This window comes from Streptomyces sp. NPDC005492 (assembly GCF_040605995.1).
In the GTDB taxonomy this organism is placed as follows: domain Bacteria; phylum Actinomycetota; class Actinomycetes; order Streptomycetales; family Streptomycetaceae; genus Streptomyces.
This window is the reverse complement of the sequence record NZ_JBEXDX010000030.1, coordinates 87,739-109,279: the sequence shown is the minus strand read 5'-3', so window position 1 is coordinate 109,279 and position 21,541 is coordinate 87,739. Positions and strand designations below refer to the sequence as shown.

The 21,541-nt window shown below is 68.4% G+C and carries 17 protein-coding genes and 1 tRNA gene; 14 read left to right on the top strand and 4 right to left on the bottom strand.

Annotated features, from left to right (window positions below):
• The coding region (locus ABZT04_RS31860) for an acyltransferase (RefSeq protein WP_356060429.1) at positions 1-1,295 on the bottom strand (1,295 nt) is incomplete at its 3' end.
• A gap of 337 nt (positions 1,296-1,632) precedes the next feature.
• Between ABZT04_RS31860 and ABZT04_RS31855 the strand changes: the two genes are divergently transcribed.
• Complete coding sequence (locus ABZT04_RS31855; protein ID WP_356060428.1) at positions 1,633-2,220, top strand: lamin tail domain-containing protein; 588 nt, start codon at positions 1,633-1,635, stop codon at positions 2,218-2,220.
• Positions 2,221-2,332: 112 nt separating this feature from the next.
• Here the strand turns inward: ABZT04_RS31855 and ABZT04_RS31850 are convergent, their stop codons facing one another.
• Positions 2,333-3,517: a nuclear transport factor 2 family protein gene (locus tag ABZT04_RS31850; protein WP_356060427.1), complete on the bottom strand. Its 1,185-nt coding sequence runs from the start codon at positions 3,515-3,517 to the stop codon at positions 2,333-2,335.
• Positions 3,518-3,613: 96 nt separating this feature from the next.
• Between ABZT04_RS31850 and ABZT04_RS31845 the strand changes: the two genes are divergently transcribed.
• Positions 3,614-4,570 carry a LysR family transcriptional regulator gene (locus tag ABZT04_RS31845; RefSeq protein WP_356060426.1) on the top strand — a complete coding sequence of 319 codons (957 nt, stop codon included), beginning with the start codon at positions 3,614-3,616 and terminating at the stop codon, positions 4,568-4,570.
• 145 nt (positions 4,571-4,715) lie between these two features.
• Here the strand turns inward: ABZT04_RS31845 and ABZT04_RS31840 are convergent, their stop codons facing one another.
• The gene (locus ABZT04_RS31840; RefSeq protein WP_356060425.1) at positions 4,716-5,231 is read right to left on the bottom strand and encodes a hypothetical protein; all 516 of its coding nucleotides are present in this window, start codon (positions 5,229-5,231) and stop codon (positions 4,716-4,718) included.
• Positions 5,232-5,888: 657 nt separating this feature from the next.
• On the opposite strand from ABZT04_RS31840, the gene ABZT04_RS31835 reads away from it, so the two are divergent.
• A complete protein-coding gene (locus ABZT04_RS31835; protein WP_356060424.1) occupies positions 5,889-6,557 on the top strand; it encodes a hypothetical protein in 669 nt (222 codons plus the stop codon).
• Between the two features lie 501 nt (positions 6,558-7,058).
• Here ABZT04_RS31835 and ABZT04_RS31830 read toward each other — a convergent pair.
• Positions 7,059-7,130 (bottom strand) — tRNA-Arg (locus ABZT04_RS31830).
• Between the two features lie 58 nt (positions 7,131-7,188).
• Here ABZT04_RS31830 and ABZT04_RS31825 point away from each other — a divergent pair.
• From ABZT04_RS31825 to prfA, 11 genes are all read left to right on the top strand, one after another.
• Positions 7,189-7,761 (top strand): response regulator, encoded by a 573-nt coding sequence (locus tag ABZT04_RS31825; protein ID WP_356060423.1) that lies wholly within the window; start codon positions 7,189-7,191, stop codon positions 7,759-7,761.
• A 114-nt stretch (positions 7,762-7,875) separates the two neighbouring features.
• Positions 7,876-9,057 (top strand): ArgS-related anticodon-binding protein NrtL, encoded by a 1,182-nt coding sequence (gene nrtL, locus ABZT04_RS31820; RefSeq protein WP_356060422.1) that lies wholly within the window; start codon positions 7,876-7,878, stop codon positions 9,055-9,057.
• Positions 9,058-9,126: 69 nt separating this feature from the next.
• A complete protein-coding gene (gene lysA, locus ABZT04_RS31815; protein ID WP_356060421.1) occupies positions 9,127-10,524 on the top strand; it encodes a diaminopimelate decarboxylase in 1,398 nt (465 codons plus the stop codon).
• Positions 10,525-10,684: 160 nt separating this feature from the next.
• Entirely contained in the window at positions 10,685-11,977 is a 1,293-nt protein-coding gene (locus ABZT04_RS31810) for a homoserine dehydrogenase (protein WP_356060420.1), read from the top strand.
• 6 nt (positions 11,978-11,983) lie between these two features.
• On the top strand, positions 11,984-13,042 hold the full coding sequence (gene thrC / locus ABZT04_RS31805) for a threonine synthase (RefSeq protein ID WP_356060419.1): 1,059 nt from the start codon (positions 11,984-11,986) through the stop codon (positions 13,040-13,042).
• Between the two features lie 271 nt (positions 13,043-13,313).
• A complete protein-coding gene (gene thrB, locus ABZT04_RS31800; RefSeq protein WP_356060418.1) occupies positions 13,314-14,243 on the top strand; it encodes a homoserine kinase in 930 nt (309 codons plus the stop codon).
• Between the two features lie 411 nt (positions 14,244-14,654).
• On the top strand, positions 14,655-16,694 hold the full coding sequence (gene rho, locus ABZT04_RS31795) for a transcription termination factor Rho (RefSeq protein ID WP_356060417.1): 2,040 nt from the start codon (positions 14,655-14,657) through the stop codon (positions 16,692-16,694).
• 180 nt (positions 16,695-16,874) lie between these two features.
• A complete protein-coding gene (locus ABZT04_RS31790) occupies positions 16,875-18,659 on the top strand; it encodes a trypsin-like serine protease (protein WP_356060416.1) in 1,785 nt (594 codons plus the stop codon).
• Between the two features lie 197 nt (positions 18,660-18,856).
• Positions 18,857-19,996, top strand: a complete 1,140-nt coding sequence (locus ABZT04_RS31785; RefSeq protein ID WP_356060415.1) for an LCP family protein — start codon at positions 18,857-18,859, stop codon at positions 19,994-19,996.
• Between the two features lie 137 nt (positions 19,997-20,133).
• Complete coding sequence (gene rpmE / locus ABZT04_RS31780) at positions 20,134-20,358, top strand: 50S ribosomal protein L31 (protein WP_019073185.1); 225 nt, start codon at positions 20,134-20,136, stop codon at positions 20,356-20,358.
• Between the two features lie 106 nt (positions 20,359-20,464).
• Positions 20,465-21,541 (top strand): peptide chain release factor 1, encoded by a 1,077-nt coding sequence (gene prfA, locus ABZT04_RS31775; RefSeq protein ID WP_356060414.1) that lies wholly within the window; start codon positions 20,465-20,467, stop codon positions 21,539-21,541.

The following is a 21,541-nucleotide window of genomic DNA, read 5'->3' as shown; positions in this document are numbered from 1 at the left end:
GGACGGTCGACACCGTCCCGCCCCGCCGCCATGACCAGCCCCACCCCCACGAGCAGCCCCAGCGCGGGCAGCACCGGGAACCGCCCCTCGTAGGCGAACCCGTGGCCCGCGAACCAGATCAGCGCACTCACACTCGCGGCCAGCCCGCCCCACAACGCCCAGGCCCGGCGCGGCCGATCACCCGGCAGGGTCCGCTCGTAGCCGACCGCGAGCCCACGCTCCAACGGCCGCAACGCCCCTACGACCCCCACCAGCACGCCCCCGAGCACGGCCAGCCAGGGCACGCGCAGCGCCCACCACCCCGCCGACCCGTAGGCGGGTTCGGGCGCGAGCCCGGTGAGATAGAAAGCACCGGCGACGATCAGCACGGGCAGCATGTGCCACAGATAGAGCGTCATGCTGGCGCCGCCCAACGGCCGTACCAGCCCCCACACTTGCCCGCGCTCCAACACCCGCCGCAGCACGGGCGCGAGGAGCAGCGCGACCCCGGCCTGCCCAACCGCCCAGGCCAACATGGCGGCTGACGGGGGATTGGTGTTGCTGGGATGCTGCCCGGTGACGAGGATCAGACTCACCGGGAAGGGCCCGAGGGCGACGAGAGCCGCGAAGCCGACGGCACCGCCCACGGCCATGCAGACGGGGACCGGGGACCGCTCAACCACGATCCCGTCCCGCCAACAGAAGCCCAACTGGTAGGCAACGCCCCACACAAGCAGATAGTCGAGCAGCCCGAGACCGGCCACATGCCCACTGACCGCGAGCGTGTCGGCGACGAGGGCGACCGCCCCCATGGCCACGGGCACGCGCAGCCCCCACCGCCGATGTGCCGCGTGCAAGGCCGGAGTCAGCGCGCTGAGCAGCAGATAGACCGGCAGGAACCAGAACTGCATGGCCATGGCCCACCCGACGAGCGCGAGGGTGCCCCGGTCCACGCCGACCGCCGAGCAGAGGGCCACGGCGACCAGGACCAACCCGCTGTACACCCCGGCGGGCAGCAGCATCCGCAAGGCCCGCCGCCCCACCCACCCGGTGGCCGTACGACCCTCCGCCCGGGCCCGCGCCCAGGACCCACCGGCTCCATGCCCACCGGCCAGAAAGAACAACGGCATGATCTGGAACCCCAGGGTCAGCCACTGGGTCCAGGGAACGGTGGCGAGCAACTCCGGTGCGTTGATTGTCCCGTCGGGCTCCCGCACCAACCCGGTGACCAGCCAGTGCCCGAACACCACCAGCACGATCGCCCACGCCCGCAGAAAGTCGACGTAGCGGTCCCGGCCCCCGCTCAAGCTCCCCATGGGAGGTCATGGTGTCGTAGGCGCGGGTCCACCGTTACTCACTTTCGGGTGACGGCTCCGGCGGCCCTGGGGTGGCGCACCATGGCGATCACGGAACCCGGATCAGTTCGCACAAGGCCCCTTGGTCTGTCGGGCCGTCAACATGGTGCATCACGCGCATAAATGGATGATGCAGGTGAGAGTCACGGAAATGCGACTGACCCGTAACGCCGTTCACGTATCGCCCATATCTCGTCGGTACGGCGGAGAAGGTGTGGATGTGCGGCCAACAGGCCGCCACCCGCACACCGCACAGCCCGGGTCCGGCCTTCGCCGTATCCGGGGAGGTGCCCGCACCATGCTGGGGGAACCCGTGACCTCTTCACCTTCCGTGTCCGTCCGCCGTCTGGCCGCAGCCGCTTTGGCGGCCGGTGCTCTCGTAGGCGCGGCGGCACTGCCGGCGACCGCGGCCGACCACGCGGCCCGGCCGAGCGTGGAGATCAGCCGAGTGCAATACGACTCTCCGGGACACGACGACCGCTCCGCCCGTTCCCTGAACAACGAGTGGGTCGAGATCACCAACCACACCCGCCACGGCGTCAACCTCGACGGCTGGAAGCTCTCGAACAAGGACGGCCAGACCTACACCTTCCACCACTACCGCCTCGCCGGCCACGCCACGGTCCGCGTCCACACCGGCAAGGGCCACGACGACATGCGCGACCTCTACCAGGGCCGCCGCGACTACGTCTGGGACAACCGCTCCGACACGGCCACCCTCCGCAACGACCACCGCCGCCTGGTGGACGACCAGTCCTGGGGCGGCCGTAACGGCGGCGGCCACGGGGGCGGCGGTCGCGACGGTGGTGGCCACGACGGTGACGGCGGCCGCAACGGTGGCGGTCACGAGGGTGGCGGTCACGGGGGTGGCGGCGGGCACCGCTGACCCCATCGGCACCATGACGTCCCACCAGCGGCGTCCTACCGGTGACTTCCTGTCAGTGACGTGATAGCTGCGGCGCGCCGTCCCATCCGGGGGCGGCGCGCCGTTCGCGCGCTCAAGTGGCGCGGTGATACGCCTTGTTGGCGATACGCCAGTCGCCGTCGACGTGGGTCAACAGGAAGACGTCGGTGAAGGTGTCCGGGCCGTGCCGAAGCGTCATGGACGCGGTCGCGACGGTGCCGTGCACGTCGACGGCGTCGATACGGCGGGAGCGGCTCGGCTCGTCCGGAGCCGGCCGGCCGGTGAAGAGAGCGCAGTACTCGTCCAGACACCATGAGACGAACGCCCCGTCCCGGAGCCCCTCGACATGCGCCGTGGGCAGGAAGGCGTCACGGAAGTGGGCGGGGTCCCCGGTGGCGTGCCCGCGGATGTAGGCACGCAGCGGTTCGAGTACGGCGTCACCGACGGCGGGGACCGTGGCGGCGAGGGCGATATCGGCTTCGGGGTCGACGGAGGTGCCGGCCAGGTCGGCCGCGCTGGGGAGAGGTGTGTCCGAGGCGGCTGCCAGCAGGGCCATGTCTTTGGCGAGCGCGCGGATCGTGAACTCGGCGGTGGGCGTGATGGGCGTGGCGGCTGCGGGAGCGTCGGTCGGCTGCCCGGTGATGAAGGGTCTCTTGCGGGCGACGAGCCCACCGAGCCGGCCGAGTTCGAGGACGTCCAGCACCTGAGCGAGGGGCAGACCCAGGGCGTCGGCCTGCCGCAGGGGGTCGCGCAGAGCGAGGACGGCCCCCGCGAGGCCGCTGTTGGCGACCAACTTGAGCGAAGCCGCCGTAGCGACGTCGTCTACGTACCGCACGGTGCCCAGCGCTTCCAGAACCGGACGGACGCGCTGAAGCGCCTCCCGCTGTCCGGCGGCGAGAATCTCCAAGGTCCCTGCGGCAGCGGCGGACACGGACCCGAGTACGGGCGCGTGGACGTAGGACGGGCCAAGTCGCCGTGCCAACTCTGCGGCCTCGTCGGGACCGATGGTGCTGGTGTTCACCACGATCGTGTCCGTTCGCAACGAGCCACGGACCCGCTCGACGACCTCCCGGCAGGCCGGCCCGTCGAACAAGGCCAGGAGCACGATGTCGGCCTTGGCCACGGCGTCATCAGGGTCGCCAGTGGTCTGCACGGCGCCCGTCGCGCGCCCGGAACGTGTCCAACCGACAACACTCCAGCGGTAGTTGGTGAGTCGTATCGCCATCGCGGAGCCCATGCGCCCCAGGCCGAGGACGGCGATCGTGTGCGGTGCGGTCATGCGTGCCAGCCTGGAGCCATCGCGGCATCTGCGACAAGCGCAGACATGGCAGGGCAGCCATGCGGCAGACGCATACCCGACAGGCACACTTACGCCATGGACTTGACGGCGTGGCGGACGTTCGTGACGGTGTGCAGACTCGGATCCCTGTCTGCGGCGGCCGACGAACTCGGCTACACCCAGTCGGCCGTCTCTCGACAGATCGCCGGACTGGAACGCCGACTCGGGGCACCACTGGTGGAGCGACGTGTGCGCGGCACACATCCGACGCCCGCAGGCGAGGTGTTCCGCCACCACGCCCTGATGACACTCAACGAGGCCGACCGCGCGGTGCGTGCCGTACGGGACGCCCATGAAGGCGCCAGCGCCCGCCCGTTGACTGTCGGAGCGACGCCGTCCCTGGCGGCAGGGATCGTGCCCGCGGCAATCCGTTCCCTGCTACAGATGTCAGGCCCCACCCCCTGGACCCTGTCGCCCGGCCTCACTGCGGACCTGCAACACCGCGTGATCGCAGGCGACTTGGACATCGCCGTCATCACGGACGCACCACCGGGCCTCCCCAACGACCCACGCGTGGACCGACATTTCCTGGGAATGGACGAGATGGTCGTCGCACTGCCCACCGCCCACCCACGGGCGGATCACGGTCCCCTGCGCATCGAGGACCTGACCGATCAGACCTGGGCCGAGGACAACGACGGCTCCGCAGCCCTCCTACGCCAACACGCGGCCCGCGCCGGCGTCACCGTCCACATCGACCTCACCGCGGCCGACCTCCCCGGCAAAACAGCCCTGGTCGCAACCGGCCACGCCATCGCCCTGATACCTGGAGTACTGAGGTCCGCACTACGGCCCGACATCACCACGGTGCGCCTCGTGGATCCGCCGGCCCGGGGCATCTATGTGATCACGCGCCGCTACGCCCAACACCCGTCCGCAGGGCCCTTGCTGACTCAACTCGCTATGGCTTTCACCACGGATCACTCCGTTGCCGTGATACCTCATGACGCCGTTACGGAAATCAGCGACGATGAAGCGGGACAACAGGATTGAACGGGCGCCGCAAACGCCGCTCACGCAACCTCGGCAACTGCCATTTCTGCGGCGTCCATGGAGGAGGACGGAGACGCCGCACAGCGGTTAGTTTCATCGCGTTGCGACGGCGGTCCGGGAGACTCGGACCGCCGTCTGGCGTTAGCTAGTTTCGCAGAGTGAGTGTCACATCGGCCTTGTCGTCCGGCTGCCCCTCACTCCAATTCTGCACGTGTATATTCCTGGAAGCGCTTGCTCCCGGAAAGAGGATCATATTCGCGAAGGCTGACGCACCGTCCAAGTCGCCGGTGTCCTCGCTGGTCCCCTCATAGAACTTGACGAGGCCTTCAGTCACGCGAATGACGCCATTTGGATCGATGTTGAGCTTGTAGTGAACTTCGACCCTGACCTCTCCGCCGCACTTGGATGACAGTCGGATTCTGTTGGAAAAGCCGCTATTGACTACACGGGGGGTAAGCGAGAAACCGCGGTTGCAGACTGTGTTCGGGCCGAAGTCCTCGTAATCCATGATGCGCATGCTGACGCTTCCGGTTACCGTCCGCTGGGCGGCTTGGGCGTCGGTCGCCAGAGCAGGGACCGCTATGGCCGCTGCGGCGGGAATAATGAGAGCCCGCCAGAGTGCGGAGCGAGAGGAGCCGAGGCGCATGCCCTGTGTCTTCATGAGGTTTCCCTCCATCGAAATAGGTGCACGAGGCTGAAATCCAGTCGGTCAACGCCCCCTCTGCTTTCCAAGCTACGCCTTAGGTTGCCCGTGCGCACCTTGACCCAATGCGCACAATTCTTGTTTGTTGAAGGTTAGTTGGTGCCTCACAGTCGCGGCTCTGGTGACTTTCTGTCGAATCCTGAAACTCCCCATTGTAGGAGCACCGCAGCGCTCGTGCTGGTTTGGAGCTGTGTCCGCCGCGTGAGTTGGTGCGGGGCACTGAAGATTGAATGCTGGATGACTCGTAGGCGTCAATGCCCATAGTTTGATAGTTAGTTGAACCGTGCATGAATGCGTGTCAGTTCGCACCCGATCGCTCCGCTGCCCAACTCGCAGGGTTCGGCGAATCGTGGTCATACTGGAAGAGGAGTAAATGTCAGCCACCAGCACCGAGCGGTCTCAGCGCTCGCGGAAGCAGTGGCGGCACGAGAGGGTTTCGCGTCGGCTGAGGTAGTTGTTGGCCAGGGCGCCGAAGGTCCCGCCGCAGAAGCGAGCGCTTCGCCCAGTTATACCTGTTGCGAACTGGACTCGTCTTTACCCCTGCCTTCCTATCATGCGACCGGCTCGGTACGTACGTAATTTGCAGACGAGGAAACAGGTCAGAAAGGCGATGTGATGTCAGACCGCATTCTCTACTACGGTGCGTCTACCGGGCGTGGGTGCATTGGTTCCGTCAACGCCAGTAACGACCTCGCGGATGAGACTGTCTTCCCTGAGGGTAGTTTCGCCACGGACTGGACACAGGTCACGGCGCTCAGCGACGATCACGTCCTGTACTACGCCAAGTCCACCGGACGCGGGTGCATCGGTTCCGTCGACGGGAACAATAGCCTCGCGGATGAGACTGTCATCCCTGAGGGTAGTTTCGCTACGGACTGGACACAGATCACGGCGCTCAGCGGCGATCGCATTCTGTACTACGCCGGGTCCACCGGGCGTGGGTGCATCGGTTCCGTCGACGTGGAAAGCGGCAGCCTGGCGGATGAGACTGTCATCCCTGAGGGTAGTTTCGCCACGGACTGGACGCAGATCACGGCGCTCAGCGGCGATCGCATTCTGTACTACGCCAAGTCGACCGGGCGTGGGTGTATCGGTTCCGTCGACGCCAACAACGGCCTCGCGGATGTCAGGGTCTTCCCTGAAGGCAGTTTCGCCACGGACTGGACGCAGATCACGGCGCTCAGCGGCGATCGCATTCTGTACTACGCCAAGGTCGACCGGGCGTGGGTGTATCGGTTCCGTCGACGCCAACAACGGCCTCGCGGACGTCAGGGTCTTCCCTGAGGGCAGTTTCGCCACGGACTGGACACAGATCACCTTCCTGCGTCCGCCAGAAAAGCTGTAGTCGCCGTGGGTGGTCGCGCTTTGGTGGCTTGTGACGTCGCTACGCCACAGGGGTGGCGCAACATCGCGGCCCGAATGCGCCACCAAGTGGAAGCCTCTCTGCCTGCTTTGTGTAAGCAGTGAATTTCCCCGCGCATTCACCGCGACCACTCGCAGAAACCCGGTGGCAGTCGGACAGTGCCGGACCCTCACCATGATCTTCGGAGGAGGTCCGGCGCTTTCCTGCGTACGGGGCACCTACTCTGGCGAGCGAAGCGCTTCCCCCGTCAGGGCCGCCGCCCACACCGCGTTCATCGCAGTGTGTGTGGCGCGTGTATCGCAGATAGTGCGCGAAAAGTGAGAGAGCACGAGAAAGAGCGGGAGTCAGTGAGACTGACTCCCGCTCTCTCAAGTCGGCATCCGCGCAGGTCAAAGCATGGTTCTTGCTGCTTGACTGGCGAGTGCCCCCGGCAGGATTCGAACCTGCGCACACGGCTCCGGAGGCCGTTGCTCTATCCCCTGAGCTACGGGGGCGTGTCGGTCGCGGTGTTGCGGCGACGGGTAGAACCCTACCAGCTCCTTCCCGGTGTTCATGAACAGGTTTCTCGGTGGTCAGGGACGCGTGCTGGGTCGCTCGCAGGGGGTGGAAGTGGGGAAAACCCGGACGCGGTGGCCGGTCCGGACCTACTCTCGAGTTGTGCCAGGCGCGTCGGGTCGGGTGCTTGTTGTGGACGACAACAAGGTCATCCGGCAGTTGATCAGGGTCAATCTCGAGCTGGAGGGTTTCGAGGTCGTGACCGCGGCCGATGGTGCCGAGTGTCTGGACGTCATCCATCAGGTACGGCCCGATGTCGTGACCCTGGATGTCGTCATGCCGCGGCTGGACGGGTTGCGGACTGCCGCCCGGCTGCGCAGTGACCCACGGACCCGCGACCTCCCCCTCGCCATCATCAGCGCCTGCACTCAGCACGAGGTCGAGAGCGGGCTCGACGTCGGCGTCGACGCCTTCCTCGCCAAGCCCTTCGAACCATCCGAACTCATCGCTCTCGTACGGCAGTTGATCGAGCACGGGCGGCGAGACCCGGCCGGTGGGCTGTCCCTCGGTGGCGCCTTCGGTGCCGGTGAGGCCGAGCGGGCCGGGCGGGGCGGTCGTAGCGGCGGCTGAGGACGTCCGACATGCGGGGCCGGCTCCGACCGTGTGCACCGGTCGGCGTCCACATCCCGGAACCCTCCCAAACCGGCTGGCCTACCCACCCCCCTCCTCCCATACGCTTGTCCCGTGACCCCCGTCGAGCTCTCCCGTACCGTGCTGCGCGCGGTGCGCCGTGCTGTCGAGGACGGGGAGCTGGCGGTGGCCGTGCCCGAGCGGGCGCTGGTGACCGTGCCGGGGGCGGGCGGGTGCGGTGACTACGCCACCAACATCGCCCTTCAGCTCGCCCGGCCCGCCGGGGAGACCCCTCGCCGTGTCGCCGAGTTGCTGCGGCCGCATCTTGTCGAGGTGCCTGGCGTCAGCGGTGTCGAGATCACCGGGCCCGGGTTCCTCAACATCAGTCTGGGGAGTACCGTGTCCACCCTTCTCGTCGAGGAGATCCTGCGGCGCGGACCGCGGTACGGGTTCATCGATGACGCCCTCGCCGGCGATCGGCACGCTCCCGTCGCCCATTCCGTACGGCTGTATGCCCCCCGCGAGCCACGCGCCCTCGTCGTCATGGACGTCGTCGCCCGTCTGCTGCGCTCGCAGGGCGTTCTCGTCCGCACCAGCTGTGAGGGCCTACCCGAGCCCGAGTGGGCGGCCGTTCTCGGTATCGGTATCGGTGACATCGACGCCTACGGCAGCCGCCCGGAAGCACCCGTTCCACCAGAAGCAGAAGCAGAAGCAGAAGCAGAAGCCGACGTCGAAGCCGACACCAACGCCGTCGTCGACGTCGACGACGATGTCCACGTCGTCGTACGACCCATCCCCGCCCCCGACCCCGCAGCCCTCCTCCCCCTCGGCCTCGACGCCGCCCGCTGGGCCCTCCTTCATCCCGCCGCCCATGACCGGCCCCGCCTCACCGCCGACCACCTCGTGCAGCGGGAGACGAATCCCCTCTTCCGGGTCCGTTACGCCTACGCCCGCACCCGGGCCGTCAGCCGCAACGCCGCCGACCTCGGCCTCACCGCCCAACCGGGCGCCGTAGGAGAAGACGTACAAGGGGACACCACCCCCCTCACCCCTCTCCTCGCCGACCACCCCCGCGTCCTCGCCCGCGCGGCAACCCACCACGCCCCCGACCTCCTCGCCCGTCACCTGGTCGCCGTGGCCGACGCCGCGCTCCCCCTCCTCGCCGTAACGCTTCCGCTCGGTGACGAGAAACCCTTGGCCGCCCACCGTGCCCGGCTCGCGCTCGCCGAAGCCGCCGGGGCGGTGCTGGCCGGTGGCCTCTCCCTGCTCGGCATCGACGCACCCCAACACCTCTGAGCGCCAAGAACACGTGAACACGAAGACACCGCGATCTGAGCGCCAGGAAGAGACAGAAGAGAACACGACATGAGCCGTTCCGCACACCCCGCCGGTCCCCGTCACGCCGATGTCCTGCCCGAGGGGCACTACTCCGGCCCGGCCGCCGACCTCAACGAACTCGACCCCAAGGTGTGGTCCCAGACCGTCACCCGCGACGAGAGCGCGAACGGTGTCGTCACAGTCGGCGGGATCGATGTGAAGACCCTCGCCGAGCAGCACGGCACCCCGGCCTACGTCCTCGACGAGGCGGACTTCCGGGAGCGCGCCCGTGCCTGGCGTACCGCCTTCGGGCATGACGCCGACGTCTTCTACGCCGGCAAGGCGTTCCTGTCCCGGGCCGTCGTGCGGTGGCTGCACGAAGAGGGGCTCAACCTCGATGTGTGCTCCGGGGGCGAGTTGGCCACCGCCCTCTCCGCCGGGATGCCCGCCGACCGCATCGCCTTCCACGGCAACAACAAGTCCACGGACGAGATCCACCGGGCGATCGAGGCCGGGGTCGGGCGTATCGTCCTCGATTCCTTCCAGGAGATCGTGCGCGTCGCCCACATCGCGCAGTCCCTCGGCAAGCGGCAACGCGTGCAGATCCGGATCACGGTCGGGGTCGAGGCGCACACCCACGAGTTCATCGCCACCGCCCATGAGGACCAGAAGTTCGGGATTCCGCTCGCCGGGGGGCAGGCCGCCGAAGCGGTACGGCGCGCTCTTCAGCTCGATGGGCTCGAGCTGATTGGCATCCACTCCCACATCGGGTCGCAGATCTTCGACATGTCCGGCTTCGAAGTCGCCGCGCACCGCGTCGTCGGGTTGCTGAAGGACATCCGCGACGAGCACGGTGTCGAGCTGCCCGAGATCGACCTCGGTGGTGGGCTCGGGATCGCCTACACCAGCGACGACGACCCCCGCGAGCCGCACGAGATCGCCAAGGCGCTCACCGAGATCGTCACCCGCGAGTGCGACTCCGCCAAGCTGCGGACCCCCCGCATCTCCGTCGAGCCGGGGCGCGCCATCGTCGGGCCCACCGCGTTCACGCTGTACGAGGTCGGCACCATCAAGCCCCTCGACGGGCTGCGGACGTATGTGTCGGTCGACGGCGGGATGTCCGACAACATTCGGACGGCGCTCTACGACGCCGAGTACAGCGTCGCTCTCGTGTCCCGCCGTTCCGACGCCGAGCCCATGCTCGCGCGGGTCGTCGGCAAGCACTGCGAGAGCGGGGACATCGTGGTCAAGGACGCGTTCCTGCCGGGGGACCTGGCACCGGGTGACCTGATCGCCGTACCGGCGACGGGTGCGTACTGCCGCTCCATGGCCAGCAACTACAACCACGTCCTCCGCCCGCCGGTCGTCGCCGTGAAGGACGGGGAGTCGCGGGTCATCGTCCGCCGGGAGACGGAGGAGGATCTGCTGCGCCTCGACGTCGGCTGAGCGGACAGTAGACAGAGGACACAGCAGGGGGTGGAAGATCTCCCGTCTTCCACCCCCGTGGAAATGAAATCGATGTCTCACGATCCGGACTATGGATAGAAACTCCCGTCCGGTGAGTGAGACTGGTGCAACCGAAGACGGTATGAGGAAACGAGGTCGGATGATGCGTACGCGTCCGCTGAAGGTGGCGCTGCTGGGCTGTGGAGTGGTCGGCTCAGAGGTGGCGCGCATCATGACGACGCACGCCGACGACCTCGCCGCCCGGATCGGCGCCCCGATCGAGCTTGCCGGTGTCGCGGTACGGCGGCCGTCCAAGGTTCGCGAAGGCGTCGACCCCGCCCTCGTCACCACCGACGCCACCGCCCTCGTCAAACGGGGCGACATCGACGTGATCGTCGAGGTCATCGGGGGCATCGAGCCCGCCCGCACCCTCATCACCGCCGCCTTCGAGCACGGCGCCTCCGTCGTCTCCGCCAACAAGGCGCTGCTCGCCCAGGACGGTGCCGCCCTGCACGCCGCCGCCGAGCAGCACGGCCAGGACCTGTACTACGAGGCCGCCGTCGCCGGTGCCATCCCGCTGATCCGGCCGCTGCGCGAGTCCCTCGCCGGTGACAAGGTCAACCGGGTCCTCGGGATCGTCAACGGGACGACCAACTTCATCCTCGACAAGATGGACAGCACGGGGGCCGGGTACCAAGAGGCCCTCGACGAGGCCACCGCGCTCGGGTACGCGGAAGCCGATCCCACCGCCGACGTCGAGGGGTTCGACGCCGCCGCCAAGGCCGCCATCCTCGCCGGGATCGCCTTCCACTCGCGGGTGCGTCTCGACGACGTCTACCGCGAGGGGATGTCGGAGGTCACCGCCGCGGACTTCGCCTCCGCGAAGAACATGGGCTGCACCATCAAGCTGCTCGCCATCTGCGAGCGGGCCGAGGACGGCGGCTCCGTCACCGCGCGCGTGCACCCCGCGATGATCCCGCTGAGCCACCCGCTCGCCTCCGTACGCGGCGCCTACAACGCCGTGTTCGTCGAGTCCGACGCCTCCGGGCAGCTCATGTTCTACGGCCCCGGAGCGGGCGGCGCCCCCACCGCCTCCGCCGTGCTCGGCGACCTCGTCGCCGTGTGCCGCAACCGGCTCAACTCGACCACCGGGCCCGGCGAGTCGGCGTACGCCGGACTGCCGGTGTCGGGCATGGGCGAGGTCGTCACGCGGTACCACATCAGCCTCGACGTCGCCGACAAACCAGGTGTTCTCGCACAGGTCGCCACCGTGTTCGCCGAGCACGGTGTCTCGATCGATACGGTTCGGCAGCAGGGGAAGGACGGCGAGGCCTCTCTCGTCGTCGTCACGCACCGCGCGTCCGACGCCGCCCTCACCGGGACCGTCGAGGCGTTGCGCAAGCTCGACACCGTGCGGGGTGTCGCCAGCATCATGCGGGTTGAAGGAGAGTAACCAGCAATGACCCACCAGTGGCGCGGAATCATCGAGGAGTACCGGGACCGGCTCCCGGTGTCCGACAGCACGCCGGTCGTCTCCCTCCGCGAGGGCGGCACGCCCCTCGTGCCCGCGCAGGTGCTCTCCGAGCGCACCGGCTGCGAGGTCCACCTCAAGGTGGAGGGCGCCAACCCCACCGGGTCCTTCAAGGACCGCGGTATGACCATGGCCATCACGCGGGCCAAGGAGGAGGGCGCGCAGGCCGTCATCTGCGCCTCCACCGGCAACACCTCCGCGTCCGCCGCCGCCTACGCCGTACGCGCCGGGATGGTCTGTGCCGTCCTCGTGCCGCGCGGCAAGATCGCGCTCGGCAAGATGGGCCAGGCCCTCGTGCACGGCGCGAAGATCCTCCAGGTCGACGGGAACTTCGACGACTGCCTCACCCTCGCCCGCGAGCTGAGCGACAACTACCCTGTGGCGCTGGTGAATTCGGTCAACCCGGTGCGCATCGAGGGTCAGAAGACGGCCGCCTTCGAGATCGTCGACATGCTCGGCGACGCGCCCGACATCCACGTCCTGCCGGTCGGCAACGCGGGCAACATCACCGCGTACTGGAAGGGCTACAAGGAGTACGCCGGCGACGGCATCGCCGCGAAGACCCCGCGCATGTGGGGCTTCCAGGCGTCCGGTTCCGCGCCCATCGTGCGCGGCGAGATCGTCAAGGACCCGTCGACGATCGCCACCGCGATCCGTATCGGAAACCCGGCCTCCTGGAACTACGCGCTGGCCGCGCGGGACGAGTCCGGCGGGTTCATCGACGAGGTGACGGATCGTGAGATCCTGCGCGCCTACCGGCTGTTGGCCGCGCAGGAGGGCGTTTTCGTGGAGCCCGCCTCCGCCGCTTCCGTCGCCGGTCTGCTGAAGGCGGCCGAGCAGGGCAAGGTCGACCCGGGCCAGACCATCGTCTGCACGGTGACCGGAAACGGCCTCAAGGACCCCGACTGGGCCGTCGCCGGCGCCCCGCAGCCCGTCACCGTCCCGGTCGACGCGGCGACGGCCGCCGAGCGACTCGGACTCGCGTAGAACGACTGACGGGGAGCGATCCCCACGGGGGGTGCACAGGGGGCTTACGACACGCATCGTGCGCCTCCTGTGCGCCCTATGTCGCCACAGAACCTTCCTTCGATAGGCTGTACCGAACCCGCCCGCCGCATATGCCTGCGCGCATGGCTCGGCACCGCGCCGTCACCACGGCCCGAGGGTCTCCACGTACCTATCGAAGTACCTGTCGCATCTCATCGAATTCCATCGAATGTCTTCGACACTCACGCAGCTCAAGGAGAGTCATCGAGCGATGGCCGGTCCAGCCTTCCGCGCCGCCGCCGTCCGGGTGCGCGTCCCCGCCACCAGCGCCAACCTCGGCCCGGGCTTCGACGCCTTCGGCCTCTCGCTGGGGCTCTACGACGACGTAGTCGTCCGGGTGGCCGACTCCGGGCTGCTCATCGACATCGCCGGCGAGGGCAGCGAGACCCTCCCGCGCGACGAGAACCACCTCCTCGTACGGTCCCTGCGCACCGCCTTCGACCTGCTCGGCGGACAGCCGCGCGGTCTGGAGATCGTCTGCGCCAACCGCATTCCGCACGGCCGCGGCCTGGGCTCCTCGTCCGCCGCCATCTGCGCCGGCATCGTCGCCGCGCGCGCCGTGACCATAGGCGGGGACTCCCGGCTCGACGACACGGCCCTGCTGGAACTCGCCACCGAGATCGAGGGCCACCCCGACAACGTGGCGGCCTGTCTGCTGGGCGGCTTCACGCTCTCCTGGATGGACGGCGGCGCCGCGCGGGCGATCAGGATGGACCCCGCCGATTCCATCGTTCCGGTGGTTTTCGTGCCCGGGAAACCCGTGCTCACCGAGACCGCGCGCGGTCTGCTCCCGCGCAGCGTCCCGCACGTCGACGCCGCCGCCAACGCGGGCCGCGCCGCCCTGCTCGTAGAGGCACTCACCCGGCGCCCCGAGCTGCTGCTGCCCGCCACCGAGGACCGTCTGCACCAGGAGTACCGCGCGCCGGCCATGCCGGACAGCGCGGCCCTCGTGGAGCGGCTGCGGGCGGACGGGGTGTCGGCCGTGATCTCCGGCGCCGGACCGACCGTGCTGGCGCTGGTCGACGCCGACAACGCGGACAAGGTGTCCCACCTCGCCGGCGAGGGCTGGGCCGCCAACCGGCTGGATCTCGACGCACAGGGTGCCTGCGTGCTTCCGCTCACGGCTTCCAGTGCCCATTGACTACATACCGTCGCCGGATTTCGAGAGGGGGAATGTTTGTTGGATCCGGTAGTGTTAATCTCAAGTCTGCACCCGACCCCACCATGGCGAGGTGCTTGTTGTCCCCGTCCGGGACACACATTCTTCCGGGAGCCTCCCAAGCCGCACTGTGTTTCGTACGACGTACGCGGGCAGTACCTCGTACGCGGGCACTGAGCGGTTCGCCGGGCACGCTCCGGAATTGGTGCGACCAAGCCATGTGACACAGACACTCGGTGCCACTGCTCTGGGAAGCGCCATCACCAGATATCTCTTCCGCCGTATTGGCGGACCACCGCCCCGGCACGGTTCACACAGCAAGAACCGAAGCCGGACAGCACAACCGGTCGCCGAGCCAGACAGGCCGACGTCCGCTCCAGGGAAGGACCCTTCGTGAGCGACACCACCGATCTGATGGGCGCACGTGTCGAGGAGACCGCTGCCGCGCCCGCCACGGACGCCTCCGCGCCTGCCACCGGTGCCGGCTCCCGGCGGCGCCGTGGTACCGGCCTCGACGGCATGGTGCTGGCCGAGCTGCAGCAGGTCGCATCCGGCCTCGGCATCAAGGGCACCGCGCGCATGCGCAAGAGCCAACTGATCGAGGTCATCAAGGACGCGCAGGCGGGCGGGGGTGCTCCGGCCAAGGCCGAGACCGCCACCGAGACCAAGCCGAAGCGCCGCGCCACCTCCAAGGCCCGTACGGGCGACGAGGCGGCCGCCCCGGCCGAGCAGAAGGCCGAGAAGGTCGCCGCCGAGAAGGCCGTGGCCCAGCAGCAGATCGAGATTCCCGGCCAGCCCGCCAGCGACGATGCTCCGGTCGAGCGTCGTCGTCGCCGCGCCACCGCCGAGGCCGGCAGCCCGGAGACGATCACCGCCGAGGCGAAGAGCGAGTCGGCGTCCGAGACGCCCGCCGCCGCGCAGGGCGAGGCCCGGTCCGACGCCGGTGACGACGGCCGTCAGGGCCGCCGTGACCGCCGCGACCGCGACCGCGGTGGCCGTCAGGACCGTGACCGCGGCGACCGCCGCAAGAGCGGCGACGACCAGCAGAGCGGCGGCCAGCAGCAGGGCGGCGGCCGTCAGGACCGCCAGCAGCAGGACCGTCAGCAGGGCGGCCAGCAGCAGGGTGGCCGTCAGGACCGGCAGGACCGTCAGCAGCGTGACAACGGCCCGCAGGACGACGACGATTTCGACGGCGGACGGCGCGGTCGCCGCGGCCGTTACCGCGACCGTCGGGGCCGTCGCGGCCGTGACGAGTTCGGCGGCGCGGCCGGCGAGCCGCAGGTCGCCGACGACGATGTCCTGATCCCCGTCGCGGGCATCCTCGACATCCTCGACAACTACGCCTTCATCCGTACGTCGGGCTACCTGCCGGGTCCCAACGACGTGTACGTCTCCCTCGCCCAGGTCCGCAAGAACGGCCTGCGCAAGGGCGACCACGTCACCGGCGCGGTCCGCCAGCCGAAGGAAGGCGAGCGTCGCGAGAAGTTCAACGCGCTCGTCCGCCTGGACTCGACCAACGGCATGGCGCCCGACTCCGGGCGCGGGCGACCGGAGTTCAACAAGCTGACGCCCCTTTACCCGCAGGACCGGCTCCGCCTGGAGACCGACCCGGGTGTGCTGACGACCCGCATCATCGACCTCGTCGCGCCGATCGGTAAGGGGCAGCGTGGTCTGATCGTGGCCCCGCCGAAGACCGGCAAGACCATGATCATGCAGGCGATCGCCAACGCGATCACGCACAACAACCCCGAGTGCCACCTGATGGTCGTCCTGGTCGACGAGCGTCCGGAAGAGGTCACCGACATGCAGCGGTCGGTGAAGGGCGAGGTCATCTCCTCGACCTTCGACCGCCCTGCCGAGGACCACACCACGGTCGCGGAGCTGGCCATCGAGCGCGCCAAGCGCCTGGTGGAACTGGGCCACGACGTGGTCGTGCTGCTCGACTCGATCACGCGTCTGGGCCGTGCCTACAACCTCGCCGCCCCCGCCTCCGGCCGCATCCTCTCCGGCGGTGTCGACTCGACGGCGCTGTACCCGCCCAAGCGCTTCTTCGGTGCCGCGCGCAACATCGAGGACGGCGGCTCGCTGACCATCCTCGCCACCGCGCTCGTCGACACCGGCTCGCGCATGGACGAGGTCATCTTCGAGGAGTTCAAGGGCACCGGCAACGCCGAGCTGAAGCTCGACCGGAAGCTCGCCGACAAGCGCATCTTCCCGGCGGTGGACGTCGACGCGTCCGGCACCCGTAAGGAAGAGATCCTGCTCGGCAGCGACGAGTTGGCCATCACCTGGAAGCTGCGCCGGGTGCTGCACGCGCTCGACCAGCAGCAGGCGATCGAGCTGCTCCTCGACAAGATGAAGCAGACGAAGTCGAACGCCGAGTTCCTGCTCCAGATCCAGAAGACGACCCCCACCCCCGGCAACGGAGACTAAGGGACGTCAGCGTTACCAAAGGGCCGCCTCCTGTTAAGGGGGCGGCCCTGTGTGTTGTCAGTGCCTCCCGGTACGATCGCGCCCTTCGGACTTCTTTTCGATAGACGTCCGAACTTCCGATCCCTAGGGGGGACTTGAGTGGGTACGCCCATGCCTGGAGCCGGTCGGCACAGACGCAGGATGCGTTTCGCCCTGCCCGTCGCCGCGGCCGGTATCGCCGCCGCCGTGACCGCCGCACTGATGACGACGTCCGCCGGCGCGGCCACCGCGCTGCCGACGCCCACCGCGAAGCCCGTCGTGGCCCAGCCGTCGCTCGCCACGCTGAAGACGCGGATCGCGGGCGCGCAGGCCGGTGACGACACCGCCGGTGTGACGGCCAAGAGGTCGTCGCAGAGCGCGAGCACCACCGGCTCCGCCGCCAACCCGATGATCATCGGCGGCACCGAAACCACCATCAACACCGCGCCGTTCATGGCGCAGCTCTGGTACTACGACGACAAGGGCACCACCGACGAGAGCGACGACATCGGCTTCTTCTGCGGTGGCTCGGTCATCTCGCCGTCGAAGATCCTGACGGCTTCGCACTGCGTCAAGGGCTACAACTGGGCCAAGTACGGTGCCGTCGTCACCAGCGCCACGCAGCTCCCGACCGACGGCGACCTGCACGGCGGCCAGGCCACTGCGGTCCTGCGCCAGTGGAACCACCCGTCGTACAGCGTGAACAGCGACGGCGCCCCGAACAACGACATCGCGGTCCTCACCCTGGCGGCCCCCGTCAAGGCGACCCCGATCCGTATGACGACGAACACCGACACGGCGTCGTACACGGGCACGCCCGCCAAGACCGCCCGGGTCTACGGCTGGGGCCGCACCAGCTCCACCACGCAGGACATCTCCGAGACACTGAAGACGGCCGTGCTGCCGATCGACTCGGACGCCACCTGCACCGCCGCCTACGGCAGTGTCGACTACGTCAAGGGCCACATGGTCTGCGCGGGCACGCCCGCCACCGGCAGCGACACCGGCACGACGACCACCTGCAACGGCGACTCCGGCGGCCCGCTGGTCGTCGGCGGCCGGATCGTCGGCGTGGTGTCCTGGGGTGTCGAGGACTGTGTGGCACAGGGTGCCTACAGCGTCTTCACCAAGGTCAGCACCTACGTCGGCGCGGCCTACGCGCAGGTCGACGACGGCAACCTGAGCTACACCGACAACAAGGCCGACGTCTACGCCCGTAAGTCCTCCACCAAGGTGGGCTACGAGCTGGACTCCAAGGGCACCTCGCTGGCCACGCGCCAGTCCCTGGGCGACTGGGGCGGCGTCAACCTGGTCCGGTCGGCCGACCTGAACCGGGACGGCTACCAGGACTGGATCTACCGGACCACCACCGGCGCGGTCTACTGGGACCACTTCGTGCTCAACAGCGCGCGAGACGACGGCAGTTGGGCCAGCACGAAGATCTTCACCAACTGGAAGACCCGCACCCGGATCGTCGCCCCCGGCGATGTCACCGGCGACTACCTGCCCGACCTGGTCTCGGTCGACAGCGCCGGTGTGCTGTGGATCTACCCGGGCAAGGGCAACGGCACCTTCAGCTCGCCTTCGCGCGTCGGCGGCGGCTGGAGCCAGTACAACGCGCTGGTCGGCAAGGGCGACTTCACCGGCGACGGCAAGGCCGACCTGCTCGCGCGCAACAAGAGCACCGGTGTCGTCTACCTGTACAAGGGCGTCGGCAAGTCCGGCTCGGGCGCCTTCGCGGCCCGGGTCAAGGTGCGCACCTGGCCCAGCTACACCGCCTTCGACTCGATCGGCGACTTCACCGGCGACGGCAAGGCGGACCTCCTGATCCGCAACGCCGGCGGCTCGCTGTACCTGTACCCGGGCACCGGGAAGGCGACGAGCGAGATCTTCGGCACACCGAAGTCGCTTGGTACCGGTTTCCAGCAGTACGACATCTTCGGGTGAAATAGCAGGTGAGCGAGGCTTGACCCGCTGAATCGACTACGCAGAGTGCCCATCGCCGTACGCGATGGGCACTCTGCGTTGTGCAACCCTTTGCCGAGTTCCCCCGTCTGACCAGGCGGAGCGAAGATGGAGCGGTACTGACCGCGCCTGACCCTGAAAACAGGGGGTAATCGACCGGTACGAGATTCGAGGAGCCCATGTCCGCCGAGAGCACGCCGGAGCCCGCCATACCGGGCAAGGACGGCACCAGCGGCCCGCGCCACCGTGCGGGCGGCCGTAAGAAGAAGGAACGCAGCCCCCGCCACAAAGCCCTGATGATCACTGCCTGGGTCGCGGGCGGCGTCCTGGTGCTGGGCGGTACCGGCGCCGGATACGTGTACTTCAAGCTCAACGGCAACCTCAAGAGCGTCGACATCAACCAGGCCCTCGGCACCGACCGGCCGGCCAAGGTCGACAACGGCTCCGAGAACATCCTGGTCCTGGGCTCCGACACCCGCTCCGGCAGCAACAAGAAGCTCGGCGGCGGCGCCGACGACGGCAGCGCCCGCTCCGACACCGCGATGATCGTGCACGTCTACAAGGGCCACAAGAAGGCCAGCGTGGTGTCCATCCCGCGCGACACCCTCATCGACCGCCCCGAGTGCACCGACACCAAGGGCGTCGCCCACGACGCGGCCTCCGGCGTCATGTTCAACTCCGCGTACTCGACCGGCGGCGCGGCCTGCGCGGTGAAGACCGTCGAGTCCATATCCGGTCTGCGCATGGACCACTACCTCGAAGTCGACTTCGCCGGCTTCGAGAAGCTCATCAACGAGCTGGGCGGTGTCCAGATCACCACCACCAAGGACATCAAGGACAGCCAGAGCCACCTGAACCTCAAGGCCGGCAGCCACACGCTCAACGGCTCGCAGGCCCTCGGCCTGGTCCGCACCCGGCACGGCGTCGGCGACGGCTCCGACCTCGGCCGGATCCAGCTCCAGCAGGCCTTCATCAAGGCCCTCGTCAACCAGGTCAAGCACGTCGGCATCCTGACCAACCCGGCGAAGCTGTACGACCTCGCCGACACCGCCACGAAGGCCGTCACCACCGACTCCGACCTCGGCTCGGTGAACTCCCTCACGTCCTTCGCCAACGGCCTCAAGGGCATCAGCTCCAAGAACATGAACATGGTCACGATGCCGGTCGAGTACGACCCGTCGAACCCGAACCGCGTCATCGTCGAGAAGGCCAAGGCCCGACTGGTCTGGACGGCTCTGAAGAACGACCGGCCGGTCCCCGCGGCGGCGACGAAGGGCACGGCCACCGGTGAGGCCAAGGGCGTCGTCACCTCGTCCTGAGGCTCCCGGGAATAGATGATCGACGCCCCCCGTTTTGGGGGATGGCCCCAGTCCTGGCAGACTGGTACGTCGGCCCCGGTTCACGCCACCGCACCCCGCGGCAGCGACCCGGTGCCCTCCCGAAACTAGGAGACACCTTGAAGCGCGAGATCCACCCCGAGTACGTCGAGACCCAGGTGAGCTGCACCTGTGGCGCGTCGTTCACCACCCGCAGCACGATCACGAGCGGCAACATCCGCGCCGAGGTCTGCTCCGAGTGCCACCCGTTCTACACGGGCAAGCAGAAGATCCTCGACACCGGTGGCCGCGTGGCCCGCTTCGAGGCCCGCTTCGGCAAGGCTGGCGCCGGCTCCAAGAAGTAGCGAGCTCCATTTCGCCGGTCCACGGCCACGCCCTTCTACAGGCGTGCCGGGACCGGCGTTTTTGGTCGCCCGCCTTCCCTTTCTTCACGCATTTCAGGAGCCCAAGATGTTCGAGGCTGTCGAGGACCTCATCGGCGAGCACGCCGACCTTGAGAAGAAGCTCGCCGACCCGTCGGTCCACGCCGACCAGGCCAACGCGCGCAAGCTGAACAAGCGCTACGCCGAGCTGACCCCGATCGTCGCCACGTACCGCTCCTGGAAGCAGACCGGCGACGACATCGAGACCGCGCGTGAACTCGGCGCCGACGACCCGGAGTTCGCGGCCGAGGTCAAGGAGCTGGAGAAGCAGCGCGAGGAGATCACGGAGAAGCTGCGGCTGCTGCTCGTGCCGCGTGACCCCAACGACGACAAGGACGTGATCCTTGAGGTCAAGGCGGGCGCGGGCGGCGACGAGTCCGCCCTGTTCGCCGGCGACCTGCTGCGCATGTACCTGCGGTACGCGGAGCGCGTCGGCTGGAAGACCGAGATCATCGACGCCACCGAGTCCGAACTGGGCGGCTACAAGGACGTCCAGGTCGCCGTGAAGACCAAGGGCGGCCAGGGTGCCACCGAGCCCGGCCAGGGCGTGTGGGCCCGCCTGAAGTACGAGGGCGGAGTGCACCGCGTGCAGCGCGTCCCGGCCACCGAGTCCCAGGGCCGTATCCACACCTCCGCGGCCGGTGTCCTCGTGACCCCCGAGGCGGAGGAGGTCGACGTCGAGATCAACCCGAACGACCTCCGCATCGACGTCTACCGCTCCTCCGGACCCGGCGGACAGTCCGTCAACACCACCGACTCCGCCGTGCGCATCACGCACATTCCCACCGGAGTCGTCGCCTCCTGCCAGAACGAGAAGAGCCAACTGCAGAACAAGGAGCAGGCGATGCGTATCCTGCGCTCCAGGCTGCTCGCCGCGGCACAGGAGGAGGCGGAGCGCAACGCCGCCGACGCCCGCCGCAGCCAGGTCCGCACGGTCGACCGCTCCGAGAAGATCCGTACGTACAACTTCCCGGAGAACCGCATCTCCGACCACCGCGTCGGCTTCAAGGCGTACAACCTGGACCAGGTCCTGGACGGCGACCTCGACGCGATGATCCAGGCTTGCGTGGACGCGGACTCGGCCGCCAAGCTCGCGGCGGCGTAA

Bases quoted from the DNA above. Each gene is read 5' to 3' on its own strand.
- ABZT04_RS31855 (WP_356060428.1), top strand. From the start codon at position 1,633: ATGCTGGGGGAACCCGTGACCTCTTCACCTTCCGTGTCCGTCCGCCGT.
- ABZT04_RS31850 (WP_356060427.1), bottom strand. From the start codon at position 3,517: ATGACCGCACCGCACACGATCGCCGTCCTCGGCCTGGGGCGCATGGGC.
- ABZT04_RS31845 (WP_356060426.1), top strand. From the start codon at position 3,614: ATGGACTTGACGGCGTGGCGGACGTTCGTGACGGTGTGCAGACTCGGA.
- ABZT04_RS31840 (WP_356060425.1), bottom strand. From the start codon at position 5,231: ATGAAGACACAGGGCATGCGCCTCGGCTCCTCTCGCTCCGCACTCTGG.
- ABZT04_RS31835 (WP_356060424.1), top strand. From the start codon at position 5,889: ATGTCAGACCGCATTCTCTACTACGGTGCGTCTACCGGGCGTGGGTGC.
- ABZT04_RS31825 (WP_356060423.1), top strand. From the start codon at position 7,189: ATGAACAGGTTTCTCGGTGGTCAGGGACGCGTGCTGGGTCGCTCGCAG.
- lysA (WP_356060421.1), top strand. From the start codon at position 9,127: ATGAGCCGTTCCGCACACCCCGCCGGTCCCCGTCACGCCGATGTCCTG.
- ABZT04_RS31810 (WP_356060420.1), top strand. From the start codon at position 10,685: ATGATGCGTACGCGTCCGCTGAAGGTGGCGCTGCTGGGCTGTGGAGTG.
- thrC (WP_356060419.1), top strand. From the start codon at position 11,984: ATGACCCACCAGTGGCGCGGAATCATCGAGGAGTACCGGGACCGGCTC.
- thrB (WP_356060418.1), top strand. From the start codon at position 13,314: ATGGCCGGTCCAGCCTTCCGCGCCGCCGCCGTCCGGGTGCGCGTCCCC.
- ABZT04_RS31790 (WP_356060416.1), top strand. From the start codon at position 16,875: ATGCGTTTCGCCCTGCCCGTCGCCGCGGCCGGTATCGCCGCCGCCGTG.
- ABZT04_RS31785 (WP_356060415.1), top strand. From the start codon at position 18,857: ATGTCCGCCGAGAGCACGCCGGAGCCCGCCATACCGGGCAAGGACGGC.
- prfA (WP_356060414.1), top strand. From the start codon at position 20,465: ATGTTCGAGGCTGTCGAGGACCTCATCGGCGAGCACGCCGACCTTGAG.